Source organism: Streptomyces sp. NPDC048001 (genome assembly GCF_043203115.1).
Classification (GTDB): domain Bacteria; phylum Actinomycetota; class Actinomycetes; order Streptomycetales; family Streptomycetaceae; genus Streptomyces; species Streptomyces sanyensis.
Genome location: NZ_JBIDBN010000001.1, coordinates 593,472 through 607,193 on the forward strand (window position 1 = coordinate 593,472; position 13,722 = coordinate 607,193).

Annotated in this window: 12 protein-coding genes and 1 pseudogene; 6 read left to right on the forward strand and 7 right to left on the reverse strand. The window is 75.5% G+C overall.

From position 1 onward, the window contains the following. Positions 1-40: 40 nt before the first annotated feature. Together ACGF15_RS02515 and ggt are read right to left on the reverse strand one after the other, a co-directional pair. Positions 41-928 carry a glycoside hydrolase family 75 protein gene (locus ACGF15_RS02515; protein ID WP_392796635.1) on the reverse strand — a complete coding sequence of 296 codons (888 nt, stop codon included), beginning with the start codon at positions 926-928 and terminating at the stop codon, positions 41-43. 144 nt (positions 929-1,072) lie between these two features. Beyond that, positions 1,073-2,893, reverse strand: coding sequence for a gamma-glutamyltransferase (ggt, locus tag ACGF15_RS02520; RefSeq protein WP_392796636.1), 1,821 nt, complete (start codon positions 2,891-2,893; stop codon positions 1,073-1,075). 105 nt (positions 2,894-2,998) lie between these two features. Here ggt and ACGF15_RS02525 point away from each other — a divergent pair, with 105 nt between their 5' ends. Beyond that, complete coding sequence (locus ACGF15_RS02525) at positions 2,999-3,745, forward strand: hypothetical protein (RefSeq protein ID WP_392796637.1); 747 nt, start codon at positions 2,999-3,001, stop codon at positions 3,743-3,745. 208 nt (positions 3,746-3,953) lie between these two features. Here the strand turns inward: ACGF15_RS02525 and ACGF15_RS02530 are convergent, their stop codons facing one another. From ACGF15_RS02530 to ACGF15_RS02545, 4 genes are all read right to left on the reverse strand, one after another. Next, positions 3,954-4,082, reverse strand: coding sequence for a hypothetical protein (locus ACGF15_RS02530; protein WP_345609041.1), 129 nt, complete (start codon positions 4,080-4,082; stop codon positions 3,954-3,956). Between the two features lie 196 nt (positions 4,083-4,278). Further along, the gene (locus ACGF15_RS02535; protein WP_392796638.1) at positions 4,279-4,473 is read right to left on the reverse strand and encodes a hypothetical protein; all 195 of its coding nucleotides are present in this window, start codon (positions 4,471-4,473) and stop codon (positions 4,279-4,281) included. A gap of 690 nt (positions 4,474-5,163) precedes the next feature. Next, complete coding sequence (locus ACGF15_RS02540; RefSeq protein WP_345609045.1) at positions 5,164-5,628, reverse strand: DUF6278 family protein; 465 nt, start codon at positions 5,626-5,628, stop codon at positions 5,164-5,166. A gap of 46 nt (positions 5,629-5,674) precedes the next feature. Next, positions 5,675-6,466 (reverse strand): exodeoxyribonuclease III, encoded by a 792-nt coding sequence (locus ACGF15_RS02545; RefSeq protein ID WP_345609047.1) that lies wholly within the window; start codon positions 6,464-6,466, stop codon positions 5,675-5,677. A gap of 392 nt (positions 6,467-6,858) precedes the next feature. Between ACGF15_RS02545 and ACGF15_RS02550 the strand changes: the two genes are divergently transcribed. The 5 genes and pseudogenes from ACGF15_RS02550 (at position 6,859) to rbsD (ending at position 12,716) form a co-directional block, all read left to right on the forward strand. Further along, positions 6,859-7,896 (forward strand): LacI family DNA-binding transcriptional regulator, encoded by a 1,038-nt coding sequence (locus ACGF15_RS02550; RefSeq protein ID WP_345609049.1) that lies wholly within the window; start codon positions 6,859-6,861, stop codon positions 7,894-7,896. After that, positions 7,893-9,416, forward strand: a complete 1,524-nt coding sequence (locus tag ACGF15_RS02555) for a sugar ABC transporter ATP-binding protein (protein ID WP_392796639.1) — start codon at positions 7,893-7,895, stop codon at positions 9,414-9,416. Before ACGF15_RS02550 ends, ACGF15_RS02555 begins: the two co-directional genes overlap by 4 nt. Continuing rightward, positions 9,406-11,352: a substrate-binding domain-containing protein gene (locus tag ACGF15_RS02560; RefSeq protein ID WP_392796641.1), complete on the forward strand. Its 1,947-nt coding sequence runs from the start codon at positions 9,406-9,408 to the stop codon at positions 11,350-11,352. The genes ACGF15_RS02555 and ACGF15_RS02560 overlap by 11 nt, the downstream gene beginning before the upstream one ends. Positions 11,353-11,425: 73 nt before the next feature. Further along, on the forward strand, positions 11,426-12,328 hold the full coding sequence (locus tag ACGF15_RS02565) for a ribokinase (RefSeq protein WP_345609055.1): 903 nt from the start codon (positions 11,426-11,428) through the stop codon (positions 12,326-12,328). Continuing rightward, a pseudogene (gene rbsD, locus ACGF15_RS02570) lies at positions 12,325-12,716 on the forward strand (D-ribose pyranase). Before ACGF15_RS02565 ends, rbsD begins: the two are co-directional and overlap by 4 nt. Before the next feature lie 341 nt (positions 12,717-13,057). Here rbsD and ACGF15_RS02575 read toward each other — a convergent pair. Further along, a complete protein-coding gene (locus ACGF15_RS02575) occupies positions 13,058-13,711 on the reverse strand; it encodes an MBL fold metallo-hydrolase (protein WP_392796642.1) in 654 nt (217 codons plus the stop codon). Between the last annotated feature and the right edge of the window lie 11 nt (positions 13,712-13,722).

Below are 13,722 nucleotides of genomic sequence, written 5' to 3' on the forward strand. Positions count from 1 at the left end.
GGTGGGGCCCGCGGGTGCCGGGGGGCGGGCCCGGCGGGCGTCAGGACGGGGTACCGGCGCCGAGCGTCCCCGCGACCAGCTCACGGGCGAGCGCCTCACCCAGCGCGGTGGCCGCCGCGCGGTTCTCGACGGGCTCGGCCCGGGCGCCGGGGAAGAGGATGTAGGTGACACCCGACGCGGCGCCGCCCCGCCCCGGGTGGGGGTCGATGCCGAGGGCCTCGGCGGCCGCGTAGGAGGCCTCCCCGATGGTGTCCGCGGGCCCGGTGTCGCCCACGACGCCGTAGACCACCCGGTCCCTGTGGACCACGGCCGCGACGGTGCCGCCGCGGATGCCGGAGGCCCAGTAGTTCCAGCGCGGGCCGGGGGCGGGCACCACCACGAAGGGCAGCTCCTCGGAGTTGAGGTAGCGCCCGTCGGACTGTGTGAAGGCCGTGGTGGGCTGGAAGTAGGGGTCGGAGCCCGGATGGCAGTGCGCGGTGCGGATCCCGTCGCAGTCGATGTCGAGGTCGGCGGTCCAGTGCACGACGCCGTCGCGTCCGCACACCGGGACGTCGGCGGGGGCGCCACGGTCGGTGCGGTAGGCGCCGAGTGAGATGCGGTGGCAGCTGCTGACCGCGGCGCGCAGCGCCTCGGCGTCCACCGCGGGCGCCGAGCCCGCCCGGGAGTCCGCCGAGGGCTCCCCGGCCCCCGGGACGGAACGGCCGTCCACGTCCGTCCCGGGGGCCGGGGGCGGCATGCTCACGGGCGTCCGCCGGGCCGGGGCGGGGCGGGAGCCGGGGCCGGGCGGGCCCCCGTCGGCCGCGGTCGCGCGTTCGGCGAGCGGGCCCCGGGGCGGCGCCGCGACGGGCTGCGCCGCCGCGGGGAGGGCGAGGCTGCCGATGAGCACGGATCCGGCGGCCGCGGCCAGGACGGTTTTTCGCTTGTGCACAGGAGAGCCTTTCTGTCGACAGGCTCCTTACCCGCCCCTCCGTGAACCGGCTCCCCCGCGCCCGCCGGACGGGTTACCCCGCGCCCCGCACCCGCCCGCGCCAGGGGCCGCGCGGCCCCTGGCGCGGAGCGCGGGCCGCCCGCCTCAGCGCACCGGGCGCACCACCCGTGCCGCCCCGCCGCCCCGGCGCTCCGTCTCCGCCGCGGCCAGCCAGCGGCCGCCGCCCAGGCGCTGGATGCCGGTCACCGCGCCCAGTTCGGGGTGGGGCCGGAAGCGGTGCCCCAGGGCCTCCAGCTCACCGCGTGTCCGCGCGTCCCACAGCCCGGGCTCCAGATCGGTCGCGCTCTGGTTGCGCTGGCTGGCGCGCGGCGCGGCGATCGCCTCGACGAGCGGCATGCCGCGGTCGAGGTGGTTGGTGAGCGTCTGCAGGACGGTGGTGATGATGGTCGACCCGCCCGGCGACCCCAGGGCCAGCACCGGGGAGCCGTGCCGGTCCAGGACCACCGTGGGCGCCATGGACGAGCGCGGCCGCTTCCCCGGGCCGGGGAGGTTGGGGTCGTGGACCCGCGGGTCCGCCGGGGCGAAGGAGAAGTCGGTCAGTTCGTTGTTGAGCAGGAAGCCCCGGCTGGGCACGGTGATGGCGCTGCCGCCGGTCTGCTCGATGGTCAGCGTGTACGAGACGACGTTGCCCCACCGGTCGGCGGTCGTCAGATGGGTGGTGCTCTCGCCCTCGTAGGTGGTCGGCACCGCCCGGCCGCCACCGGCGCAGCGGGCGGGGTCGCGCGGGTCGCCCGCTGCCAGCGGGCTGGTCAGGACGGCGTCGTCGCGGACGAGGCAGGCCCGGGAGCCGGCGAAGCCCCGGGAGAGCAGTCCGCGGGTGGGGACGTCCTCGAAGGCGGGGTCCCCGACCCAGCGGCCGCGGTCGGCGAAGGCGATCCTGCTGGCCTCGATCAGGCGGTGGAGGTAGTCCGCCTCGGAGGCCCGGGACAGGTCCCAGCGCTCCAGGATGTTCAGGGCCTCGCCGACCGTGGTTCCGCCGGACGAGGAGGGGGCCATGCCGTACACCCGCAGGCCCCGGTAGGAGACCTCGGTGGGGGCCCGCAGGACGGTGCGGTACGCCCGCAGGTCGCCGCGGGTCAGGTCGCCGGGCCGGACGACCCGGTCGGCGCCCTCGGCGACGGGCGGACGCCGGACCGTGCGCACGATGTCGTCGGCGAGCGGGCCCCGGTACAGCGCCCCGGCGCCCCGGCGCCCCAACTCCCGGTAGGTGCGGGCGAGGTCGGGGTTGCGGAAGACGGAACCCACGGCGGGCGACCGGCCCCCGGGGAGGAACAGGGCCGCGCTCGCCGGGAAGTCGGCGAAGCGCTCCCGGTTGGCCTCGGTCTGCGCCCGGAAGGTCGCGTCGACGGTGAACCCCCGCTGGGCCAGGCGCTCCGCGGGGGCCAGCAGGCTCCGCAGCGGCCTGGTGCCCCAGGCGTCCAGTGCCGTCTCCCAGGTCGCCGCGGTGCCGGGGGTGCCGACGGCGAGCCCGGAGGTGACGCCCTCCGCGAACGGGATGGGCGCACCGCCCTCGAGGAACAGCGCGGTGTCCGCGGACCGGGGTGCGGTCTCCCGGCCGTCGACCGTGTGCACGCTGCGCGAGGCGGCGTCGTAGTAGACGAGGTACCCGCCCCCGCCGATACCGGCGGAGTAGGGCTCGGTGACGCCCAGCGCCGCGGCCGTCGCCACCGCCGCGTCGACGGCGTTGCCGCCGCGGCGGAGCACCTCGATCCCCGCGGCGGAGGCGTCGGCGTCCACGCTGGCGACGGCCCCGCCGTACCCGACGGCCACCGGGGTCTTCACGGGGGGCGGAGCGGGCGGTGCAGGGGCCGGGGTGGCGACCGTGGGCGGAGCGGCGGCCCCGACCGCCAGGGCGGCCGCCACCAGGGCGGGTAACGCGATGTTCCGAAGGGCGCTGCGACGCATGCCTACCTCCCGTGTGCGGACGTCGGCGCAGCGTAACCCCGCGCGGTGCCCGGCGACAGGACCGCCTCGGACAGCCCGGGGCCGATGCCGCTACCATGCGCGCCCATGAGTGACGAGATACGCGACATCGTGCTCGGCGTGGCGACGGCGGGCCTGTGCGCAGCGATCGGCTGGCTCGCCCGGACGCAGCTGTGGCGCCGCCGGCTGCGCCGCAGGCGGGTCTTCTTCGGCATGCCGGAGGGGTCCGAGTGCGCGCTCGTCGTCAACCGCGAGGCGGGCCGCGACGGCTCGGTGCACCGCTTCGACGTCTTCGCGCTGATGGAGTTGTCGGCGCTGGTCCGGGAGTGCGGGGCGCATCCGCAGGTGGTGTGGCACGACACGGCCCAGCAGGGCTTCGGCGAGCGCACGGAGTTCTGCGTCGGCGGACCGGTCTCCAACCGCCGCACCTCCGCCCACCTGTCGTCACTGCTGCCCGGGGTGCGGATCAACACGGATGCGGAACCCGGCCCGGAGCAGGGCTCGTTCCAGATCGGCCCGGACCACTACCGCATGGATCCGGGTGTCTGCGAGTACGTGCTGCTGGCGCGGTTGACGACGGGTCAGGACGCGCGTCCGGTGTTCCTCTTCTGCGGGCAGCGGGCCATCACCAACCAGGCGGCGACCCGCTATCTGTCGCGCCATCACGAGAGGCTGGCCCGCAAGCACGGCAACGGCTCCTTCGTGCTGCTGCTCAAGGTGGTCAACTCCCGCGCCTACGGGCCCGATGTGGTGGAGGTGGTCGCCGACGTGTCCCGTGCGGCGCAGGCGCCCCTCCCCGGCCCGCGGACCCAGCAGCGCGCGGCCTCCTCCTGACGCACGGGGCGGCGCACCGCGCGCGGGCGGCGTGCGGCACAGGGGGCGGTGTGCGGGACGGCTGCCGCCGTGGGCGTTCCCCCGCCCCGCCGTCCGGGCACCCTCCGCCGGCCGGGGTTCACGGAGCAGCCGGGATTCACGGAGCAGCCGGGGTTCACGGAGCGGCCGGGACGGACCGCCGGGCCGCCGGGCCGCAGGCGACGGACCGTCACCGCTGCTGCGGGGAGCCGAGGGGAGCGGTGCCCCCGCCGCCGCACATGGCGGCGGGGCACCGCTCGGCGTCGAGCACGACCCCGCCCGGTGGGCAGCTGACCTTCTCCCCGCGGGGAGTGATCACCGGCTGCCACCGGCCCCTGCTCCGGGCAGGGAAGGGCGATGCCCCGTGAGCCGCTGCCCCCTCCGTCCCCCGCGCCCGGTGGCGGGGGGCGGCCGCCCCATCACCACGGGGCTGAACGACACAGCGTAGTCCAGATCGGGCGTGCGTCGGGCGCCCAGGGGAGGCGAGCCCTTGTTCGCATCGCGGACGCGCCCCCTCAGCGCTTGACGGTCTTCGACAGGAGGCCCTCGGCCCAGCCGTTCCCCGCAGCGTCGGAGCGGGCGTCCGGGGGCCGGTCCCCGACGGCCCTCCCGGCCGCCGCGCGGAACGCCGGGCGGGCGAACCCCTGCTCGCGGGGTGCGACGACCGCGGTCGTACCCGCGCGGCTGGGGCCCCGTGCCGCGTCGGTCACCTCGTCGGTCCTCCCGGGGGCAGGCGTCGGCTCGTCGGGGAGCAGGGCCTTCGGGTCCGTGGCCGGTGGGCGGGCGAGCGCGACGCGCCGCCACCGGACCCCGGTTCGCCGCGCCGGCAACATCGCGGCCCGGTCGGCGAGTCCGAGCCGCCCCAGCGGTTCGCTGGCCCGTCGTTCGGCCTCCTGTCTGCTTCGGCCCCGGGCCCGCCGCGGCCCCGGGACGTGTTCCGGGACGGTGCCGGCGGGCCCGGGCCCGCGGGCCGGGGAGCCGAGGCGCGGCAGGTCCGCGCCCGTTTCGGCTTCCGCCCGGCCGGGCGGGAGCCCCGCGGGCCGCAGCGGCGGTCCCGCGGCGCGTGCCCCGCGGGGCTCGCCGGCCGGATCCGCTCCCCGGAGTGCGGGCAACGGGCCGGCGGGCCCGTCGGCGCGGCGCGGCTCGGTCAACGGCTCACCGGCCATCCGATGCCCTCCCCCTGGTCGCTGTCTCGGTCTCGGTATCGGTCGGAGCGCGCGGTGGCTGTTCCGCCGCGATGGGAAACTACCCACCCGGAAGGGGCCCTTCATGCCGACACGCATAAGGGCCGGATAAGCCGTACTAGTCGAGAAGTCGCACCGGGCACGACCGCGGAGCGCGGGGCGCACGCGGCGGGCGGGCGGCCGGGGCACGCGGGGCCGGGGCGCGCCCCGGCCCCGCTACGCCTCCGCGGCCTCGGCGTAGACCTGGGAGAGTTCGGGGGCGCCGGTGACGGCCCAGTCGAGTCCCGAGTCGACCACCCGGATCTCCCGGCCCGAGGCCAGGCGCACCACCGGCTGCCCGCCGGGCCAGATGTGCCAGTAGGCGCCGGGCACGGTCCGGACGATCACGGTGCCGAGGTAGAGGCCGGCGTCGTTGCCGAGCCAGGGAAGCTCCTCGGGATCGTCGCGCCAACGGGGCGGCACCTGGTCGAGGGCGGTCAACGAGGCCGGGGTGTCGTCCAGTTCGATCCCCGCCTGGGCCGCCCGGGCGCGCAGCAGCTCGCACTCCGACAGCAGTTCGGTGACGGCCGCGGCGCGCTCGGGGTCCCGCTCCCGCGCCGCGCCGTGGCCGCCGCCGGGCTCCTGCTGCTCCTCCTCGCCGGAAAGCCGCCGGAGCCAGTTGTCCAGGAAAGGGATGTTCATGCCCTCCAGCGTCCCACCCCGGCCGGAGGATGCACCACACGGCACGTCAGGGCGAACGCTGGATGTCCAGGTCCACAACAACCGGTGCGTGGTCGGACGCCCCCTTGCCCTTGCGCTCCTCGCGGTCCACATAGGCGTCCGCCGCGGCCTCGGCGAAGGCGGCGTTGCCGTAGACGAGGTCGATGCGCATGCCCCGGTTCTTGGGGAAGCACAGCTGCCGGTAGTCCCAGTAGGTGAACGGGCGGTCGTACTTCAGGGGGCGCGGGACCACGTCGGACAGCCCCTGCTCGCGCAGCGCCGCGAGGGCGGCGCGCTCGGGCTCGGTCACGTGGGTGAGCCCCTCGAAGGCCGCGAGGTCCCACACGTCCTCGTCGGTGGGCGCGATGTTGTAGTCCCCCATGACGGCGAAGGGGCGCTCGCCCGCGGCGTCGCCCGCCACGGCGCCGGAGAGCGCCTGGAGCCACCGGAGCTTGTAGCCGTAGTGGTCGTGCGCCACCTCCCGGCCGTTGGGCACATACACGGACCACACCCGCACGGGACCGCAGGTGGCGGAGACGGCGCGGGGCTCCTGCACGCCCTCGTACTCCGGCCCCCCGGGGAGCCCCCTGACCACGTCGTCGAGGCCGACCCGGGAGACCACGGCGACGCCGTTCCACCGGCCGGTCGCATGGACGGCGGACTCGTAGCCGAGCTCCCGCAGCGCCTCGGCGGGGAACTGCTCCTCGGTGCACTTGGTCTCCTGGATGCACAGCACGTCGGTGCCGCTGCCCTCCAGCCAGGCCAGCAGCCGCGGCAGCCGGGCGGTGATCGAGTTGACGTTCCATGTGGCGATGCGCATGCCGTCAGCCTAAGGGCTGCGTACGACAGCGCGGCCGCGCCCGGCCCGGCCCCCGGGGGCGCGGCAGGGCCCGCCGGAGGAGTCCGGTGGAGAGCCCTGCGGCTCGCAGCGGTCCGGCCCGCCGGGGCGGACGGGAAGCCCCCGCGGCCGGCCGGCACCCCTGCCTCCCGTCGACCGGGGCCGGCCGCGGCGGGACCGGCGGCCCTCCCCCGACGGCTCTCCCCCCGACGGCCTCCTCCCGGCCCCGGACGGCCTGGTCACGATCCGGTCTCGTCCCGCGCCACCTCTTGCCGATCACTCGTGTAATCGATTCCAATCGTCCCTGCACACCCCGTGTAATCGATTCCACTGCCGAGATTCCACGGCCTGTCCGACAGAGAGGTGGACCAGCGATGGCGAGTATCAAGGACGTCGCCGCCGAGGCGGGCGTCTCCGCCGCCACGGTCTCGCGTGTCCTGAACGACCATCCTTCGGTCAGCGCGGACGCCCGGGCGCGCGTACTGGCCGCCGTCGAGACCCTCGGCTACCGCCCGAACGCCGTCGCCCGTTCCCTGCGCACCGACCAGACCCACACCCTCGGCCTGGTCATCAGCGACGTGCTCAACCCGTACTTCACCGAGCTGGCCCGCTCCGTCGAGGAGGAGGCCCGCGCGCTCGGCTACAGCGTGATCATCGGGAACGCCGACGAGCGGCCCGACCTCCAGGACCACCATGTGCGCAACCTGCTGGACCGCCGGATCGACGGCCTGCTGGTCTCCCCCACCGACGGCGGCTCCCCGCTGATGCTGGACGCCGTGCGCGCGGGGACGCCGATGGTGTTCGTGGACCGGTGGATCCCGGGAGTGGACGTCCCCGTGGTGCGGGCGGACGGGCGCGCGGCCGTACGGGATCTGGTGGCGCATCTGCGCGGCCTCGGGCACCGGCGGCTCGCGATCATCGCGGGACCCGCCGCCACGACGACCGGGCGGGAGCGCGTGGATGCCTTCAGGGCGGCGCTCGGCGCCCACGGTCTCGAACTCCCCGACGCCTACGTGGGGCAGGGCGACTTCCAGGCCGAGAGCGGGCGCCGGGTCACCGAGGGCCTTCTCGACCTGCCCGAGCCTCCCGAGGTCGTCTTCGCGGCGGACAACCTGATGGCGCTCGGCGCCCTGGACGCCGTACGGGCGCGAGGGCTGCGGGTGCCCGAGGACATCGCGCTCGCCGCCTTCGACGACATCCGGTGGTTCGTCCACACCGACCCGCCGATCACCGCCATCGCCCAGCCCACGGGCGAGCTGGGGCGCGCCGCCGTACGCGCCCTGGTCGCCCGGATCGAGGGGCGGCCGGGCGAGTCCGTGACCCTCTCCGCCCGTCTCGTGGTCCGCCGCTCGTGCGGCGAGCCCCCCTCGGCCCTGCCGCCCCTGTCCCCCGTACCGAGGAGTAAGCCGTGAGCGACCCGGACGAGTTGCTGCGTATCGAGGGCATCCGCAAGAGCTTTCCCGGCGTGGTCGCGCTCGACGGCGTCGACTTCGCTCTGCGCCGGGGCGAGGTGCATGTGCTGCTCGGCGAGAACGGGGCCGGCAAGAGCACGCTCATCAAGATGCTCTCCGGCGCCCACACGCCCGACGCCGGGCGGATCCTGGTGGACGGCGAGGAGGTGCGCATCGGCGGTGCGCACGACTCCGAGCGGCTCGGGATCGCCACCATCCACCAGGAGTTCAACCTCGTTCCCGACCTGTCCGTCGCCGAGAACATCTACCTCGGGCGGCAGCCCCGGCGGTTCGGGATGGTCGACCGGAAGCGGATGGAGGCCGACGCCGGGGAACTGCTCGCGCGCGTCGGCGTGGACGTGTCCCCGCGCACGCCCGTGCGTGAACTCGGCATCGCCCGGCTGCAGATGGTCGAGATCGCCAAGGCGCTCAGTCACGACACGCGCGTGCTCGTCATGGACGAGCCGACCGCCGTCCTGACCACCGGGGAGGTCGAGAAGCTGTTCGCCATCGTGCGGCAGCTGCGGGCGGACGGTGTCGGGGTGGTGTTCATCACGCACCACCTGGAGGAGATCGCCGCCCTCGGGGACCGGGTGACCGTCATCCGCGACGGGCGGACCGTCGGGCAGGTGCCCGCCTCCACCGGTGAGGACGAGCTCGTACGGCTCATGGTGGGGCGGTCCATCGAGCAGCAGTACCCGCGGGAGCGGGGCGATGCCGGGGACGCGCTGCTGACCGTCGAGGGGCTCACACGGGACGGCGTCTTCCACGACGTGTGCTTCGAGGTGCGGGCCGGTGAGGTGGTGGGGATCGCCGGGCTCGTCGGGGCCGGCCGTACGGAGGTCGCACGGGCCGTGTTCGGAGCCGACCCGTACGACCGGGGGACCGTGCGGGCCGCGGGTGCCCCGGTGAGGCGCCATGACGTCAACGCCGCCATGGCCGCCGGGATCGGCCTCGTGCCCGAGGACCGCAAGGGGCAGGGGCTGGTGCTCGACGCCTCCGTCGAGGAGAACCTCGGGCTGGTCACCCTGCGGAGGGCCACCCGCGCGGGGCTCGTCGACCTCAGGGGGCAGCGGGAGGCCGCCGAGCGGATCGCGGGGCAGCTCGGGGTGCGGATGGCCGGGCTCGGGCAGCAGGTGCGGACCCTCTCCGGCGGCAACCAGCAGAAGGTCGTCATCGGCAAGTGGCTGCTCGCCGACGCCAGGGTGCTGATCCTCGACGAGCCGACGCGCGGGATCGACGTCGGCGCCAAGGTCGAGATCTACCAGCTGATCAACGAACTGACCGCCGCCGGCGCCGCCGTGCTGATGATCTCCAGCGACCTGCCCGAGGTGCTCGGCATGAGCGACCGGGTGCTGGTGATGGCCCACGGGCGGATCGCGGGCGAACTCCCCGCCGACGAGGCGACCCAGGACGCGGTGATGGCCCTCGCCGTCAGCACCCCCCCTACTACGGAAACGGAGGCCACCCGTGGCCAGTGACACCCTCAGGAACTCCGCGGGCCCGGGCGGCACCGCAGGGCTGCGCCGGCTGCTGCTCGACAACGGCGCGCTCACCGCGCTCATCGTCCTCGTCATCGCGCTGTCGGCGCTGTCCGGCGACTTCCTCACCACGGACAACCTGCTCAACATCGGCGTCCAGGCGGCCGTCACCGCGATCCTCGCCTTCGGCGTCACCTTCGTCATCGTCGCGGCGGGCATAGACCTGTCGGTCGGCTCGGTCGCCGCGCTCTCCGCGACCGTGCTCGCCTGGAGCGCGACCGACGCGGGCGTACCGGTGGCCCTGGCCGTGGTCCTCGCCGTCGCGACCGGCACGGTCTGCGGCCTGGTCAACGGCTTCCTCGTCTCGTACGGCAAACTCCCGCCGTTCATCGCCACACTCGCCATGCTGTCCGTGGCACGCGGGCTGTCGCTGGTCGTCTCCCAGGGCTCCCCGATCGCCCTTCCGGATTCCGTCTCCCACCTCGGCGACACACTCGGCGGCTGGCTGCCGGTGCCCGTGCTGGTGATGGCCCTCATGGGGCTGATCACGGCCTTCGTGCTGGGGCGTACGTACCTCGGGCGGTCGATGTACGCGATCGGCGGCAACGAGGAGGCGTCCCGGCTGTCGGGGCTGCGGGTGAAGAAGCAGAAGATCGCCGTCTACGCGCTGTCCGGGCTGTTCGCCGCCGCCGCGGGCATCGTCCTCGCCTCCCGCCTGTCCTCCGCCCAGCCGCAGGCCGCGCAGGGCTACGAACTGGACGCCATCGCGGCCGTCGTCATCGGCGGTGCCTCGCTCGCGGGCGGCACCGGCAAGGCGTCCGGGACGCTGATCGGTGCGCTGATCCTGGCGGTGCTGCGCAACGGCCTCAACCTCCTGTCGGTGTCCGCCTTCTGGCAGCAGGTGGTCATCGGTGTGGTGATCGCGCTGGCCGTGCTGCTCGACACCGTGCGGCGCCGGGCGGGGGCGACCCCGGTCGGTGCCGGCCCGGGCGGCAGCAGGGGCAGGAGGGCGGGCACGTACCTCCTCGCCGCCGTGGTCGCGGTGGCGGTCGTGGGGGCGACCTCGCTGCTGCACGGCGGCTCGTCGACGGCCGCGCAGCGGAAGATCGGACTGTCGCTGTCCACGCTCAACAACCCCTTCTTCGTCCAGATACGGGCGGGCGCGGAGGCCGAGGCGCAGAGGCGCGGGGTCGACCTCACCGTCACCGACGCGCAGAACGACGCCTCGCGGCAGGCCAACCAGCTGCAGAACTTCACCAGTGGGGGCCTGGCCTCCATCGTCGTCAACCCGGTGGACTCGGACGCGGCGGGCCCGGCGGTACGGGCCGCCAACGAGGCCGGCATCCCGGTCGTCGGCGTCGACCGGGGCGTCAGCAAGGCGAAGACGGCCGCACTGGTCGCCTCCGACAACGTCGAGGGCGGCGTGCTGGGCGCCAAGGCGCTCGCCGAGAAGCTCGGCGGCACGGGGACGATCGTCGTCCTGCAGGGCCAGGCCGGGACCTCCGCCAGCCGGGAGCGCGGCGCGGGCTTCGCCGAAGGGCTGAAGGCCTACCCGGGCATCAGGGTGGTCGCCAGGCAGCCGGCCGACTTCGACCGCACCAAGGGCCTCGACGTGATGGCGAACCTCCTCCAGGCGCACCCCGGCATCGACGGCGTCTTCGCCGAGAACGACGAGATGGCGCTGGGCGCGATCAGGGCACTGGGCCCGAAGGCCGGAACCTCGGTCCAGGTGGTCGGTTTCGACGGTACGCCGGACGGACTGCAGGCGGTCGCGGACGGGAGCCTGTACGCCTCGGTGGCCCAGCAGCCGAGGGAACTCGGCCGCATCGCCGTGGAGAACGCCCTGCGGGCCGCCGACGGCGAGAAGCTGAGTGCGACGGTGAAGGTGCCGGTGAAGGTGGTCACCAGGGAGAACGCGGCCGACTTCGGAGGCTGAGCGTCCGGCAACCGCACAGGACTGGCGCCTCGGCCCCAGTCACCCACCACGACGGGGAGCAGGGAAGACATTGATGTACGACTACGACCTCCTGGTCATCGGGTCGGCCAACGCCGACCTGGTGGTCGGGGTCGAGCGGCGGCCCGGGCCCGGGGAGACGGTGCTCGGCTCCGAGCTGGACGTCCATCCGGGCGGCAAGGGCGCCAACCAGGCCGTCGCGGCCGCCCGGCTGGGGGCCCGTACGGCTCTGCTGGCCCGGGTCGGTGACGACGCGTACGGCCGGCTGCTGCTCGACGCGCAGCAGGCGGCCGGGGTCGACACGGCGGGCGTGCTGGTCGGCGGCGCGCCGACCGGTGTCGCGCTGATCACCGTGGACCCGTCCGGTGACAACAGCATCGTCGTCTCGCCGGGGGCGAACGGGAGGCTGACGCCCGGGGACGTGCGGGCGGCGGGGGGCCTCCTCCGCGCCTCCCGGGTGGTGTCGGCGCAGTTGGAGATCCCGCTGGAGACGGTGGTGGAAGCGGTGCGGGGCCTGGCCCCCGGCACCCGCTTCGTGCTCAACCCCTCGCCGCCGCGCCCCCTGCCGCCGGAGGTGCTGCGGGCGTGCGACCCGCTGATCGTGAACGAGCACGAGGCGAGGGTGATCCTCGGCGTGGAGCCGGTCGGCGAGGAGCCCGCCGACCGGGCGCGGGCCCTGCTCGCGCGCGGGCCGCGGTCGGTGGTCGTGACACTGGGGGCGCGGGGCGCGTGGGTGGCCTCGGCACAGGGGGCGTTCCCGGTCCCCGCGGTGCCGGTGGACGCCGTCGACACCACGGGCGCGGGCGACGCCTTCACGGCGGCGCTGGCGTGGCGGCTGGGGAGGGGCGACGCGCTCGCGGACGCGGCGGCGTACGCGGTCCGGGTCGGGGCGGCGGCGGTGACGAGGGCGGGGGCCCAGGCGTCGTACCCGACGCCGGAGGAAGTCGCCGCGCTGTGAAGAGGGCCGGGATCCTCAACCGTCATCTCGCCGGGGCGCCGGCGGAGCTGGGGCACGGCGACGGCGTGCTGGTGTCCGACGCCGGGATGCCGATCCCGGACGGGCCGCGCGTGGTCGGCCTGGCGTTCCGGGCCGGGGTGCCGTCCTTCGCCGAGGTGCTGGACGGGCTGCCGGCCGAGCTGGTGGTGGAGGGCGCGACCGCGGCGGCGAGGTCCGGCGGGCCGATCCGGCGGTGGCCGCGCTGCCGGACGGGCGCTTCCCCGGGCTCGGCCTCGTACCGCACGAGCGGCTGAAGGGGCTGGCGGGCGGCGCGCGGCTCGTCGTACGCACCGGGGAGGCGTCCCCCTACGCCAACGTGCTGCTGCGCTGCGGCGTCTTCTTCCCCTGAGGGCGGTCCCGCAGCCGTGCACCGGGGGCCGCACACGCCGACGCCGGCGCGTCCGTGCGCGTCCGTGCGCGTCCGGGGCGAGCACCCGCCCGGCCGGCGCGTCCGCCCTCCGTGGTGGTGCCCTGCGGCAGCCCGCGCCCCGGGCGGGGGCAGAGGGTCCGCGGTCCCGTGCCGCGTCCCCGGACCGGACGGCGGCGCCGGTCGCCGTCCGGTCACCGGGCGCAGCGGCCTCCCACGCCCTCGGCCGCGCCGCCCCGCGCAGCTCCGGGCCACCGGGTCCGGAGCGGGCCCCTCCGGGCCGCCGGGTCCGGAGCGGGCCGATCGCCTCGGAGACCGTCGCCTCAGAGGTTCCCGGAGTGCTCCGGCAGGTCCAGGGAGGCCCCCGGAGCGAGGCGGCCGTGCTCGGCGCCGCCGAGCGCACCGATCTGGCGGTCGTAGATCGGCCGTGCACGATCCGTCAGGAGCGCGTCGTGGACGTCGAGCGCGTAGCGGGGCCGCACCTCGCGGACGTAGTCGATCACCTCGGAGATCTTGTTCCACGGTGCGTGCACGGGCAGCAGCAGGGTGTCCACCGGTGCCTCGGGCACGGTCAGGGCGTCGCCGGGGTGGAACACCGTGCCGTCCACCAGGAAGCCCACGTTGGTGATGCGCGGGATGTCGGGGTGGATGACGGCGTGCAGCTCGCCGTGGACCTGGACCCGGAACCCCGCCGCCTCGAAGGCGTCGCCGTGCCCGACGGTGCGGACCCGCCCGGGGAAGGCCGGTGACAGCTGCCCGGCGACGCTGCGCAGGGTCCACAGCTCGGCGGCGGGGTCGGCCTCCAGGGCTGCCCGCAGCCGTCCCTCGTCGAAGTGGTCGGGGTGCTCGTGCGTGACGAGCAGGACGTCCGCCCCGGCGGCGGCGTCCTGCTCGCTGAAGCCGCCGGGGTCGATGACGAGTGTCCGTCCGTCCTTCTCCAGCCGGACGCAGGAGTGGGTCTTCTTGACGATCCTCATCCCTCCATCCT

Bases quoted from the DNA above. Each gene is read 5' to 3' on its own strand.
- ggt (WP_392796636.1), bottom strand. From the start codon at position 2,893: ATGCGTCGCAGCGCCCTTCGGAACATCGCGTTACCCGCCCTGGTGGCG.
- ACGF15_RS02525 (WP_392796637.1), top strand. From the start codon at position 2,999: ATGAGTGACGAGATACGCGACATCGTGCTCGGCGTGGCGACGGCGGGC.
- ACGF15_RS02540 (WP_345609045.1), bottom strand. From the start codon at position 5,628: ATGAACATCCCTTTCCTGGACAACTGGCTCCGGCGGCTTTCCGGCGAG.
- ACGF15_RS02545 (WP_345609047.1), bottom strand. From the start codon at position 6,466: ATGCGCATCGCCACATGGAACGTCAACTCGATCACCGCCCGGCTGCCG.
- ACGF15_RS02550 (WP_345609049.1), top strand. From the start codon at position 6,859: ATGGCGAGTATCAAGGACGTCGCCGCCGAGGCGGGCGTCTCCGCCGCC.
- ACGF15_RS02565 (WP_345609055.1), top strand. From the start codon at position 11,426: ATGTACGACTACGACCTCCTGGTCATCGGGTCGGCCAACGCCGACCTG.
- ACGF15_RS02575 (WP_392796642.1), bottom strand. From the start codon at position 13,711: ATGAGGATCGTCAAGAAGACCCACTCCTGCGTCCGGCTGGAGAAGGAC.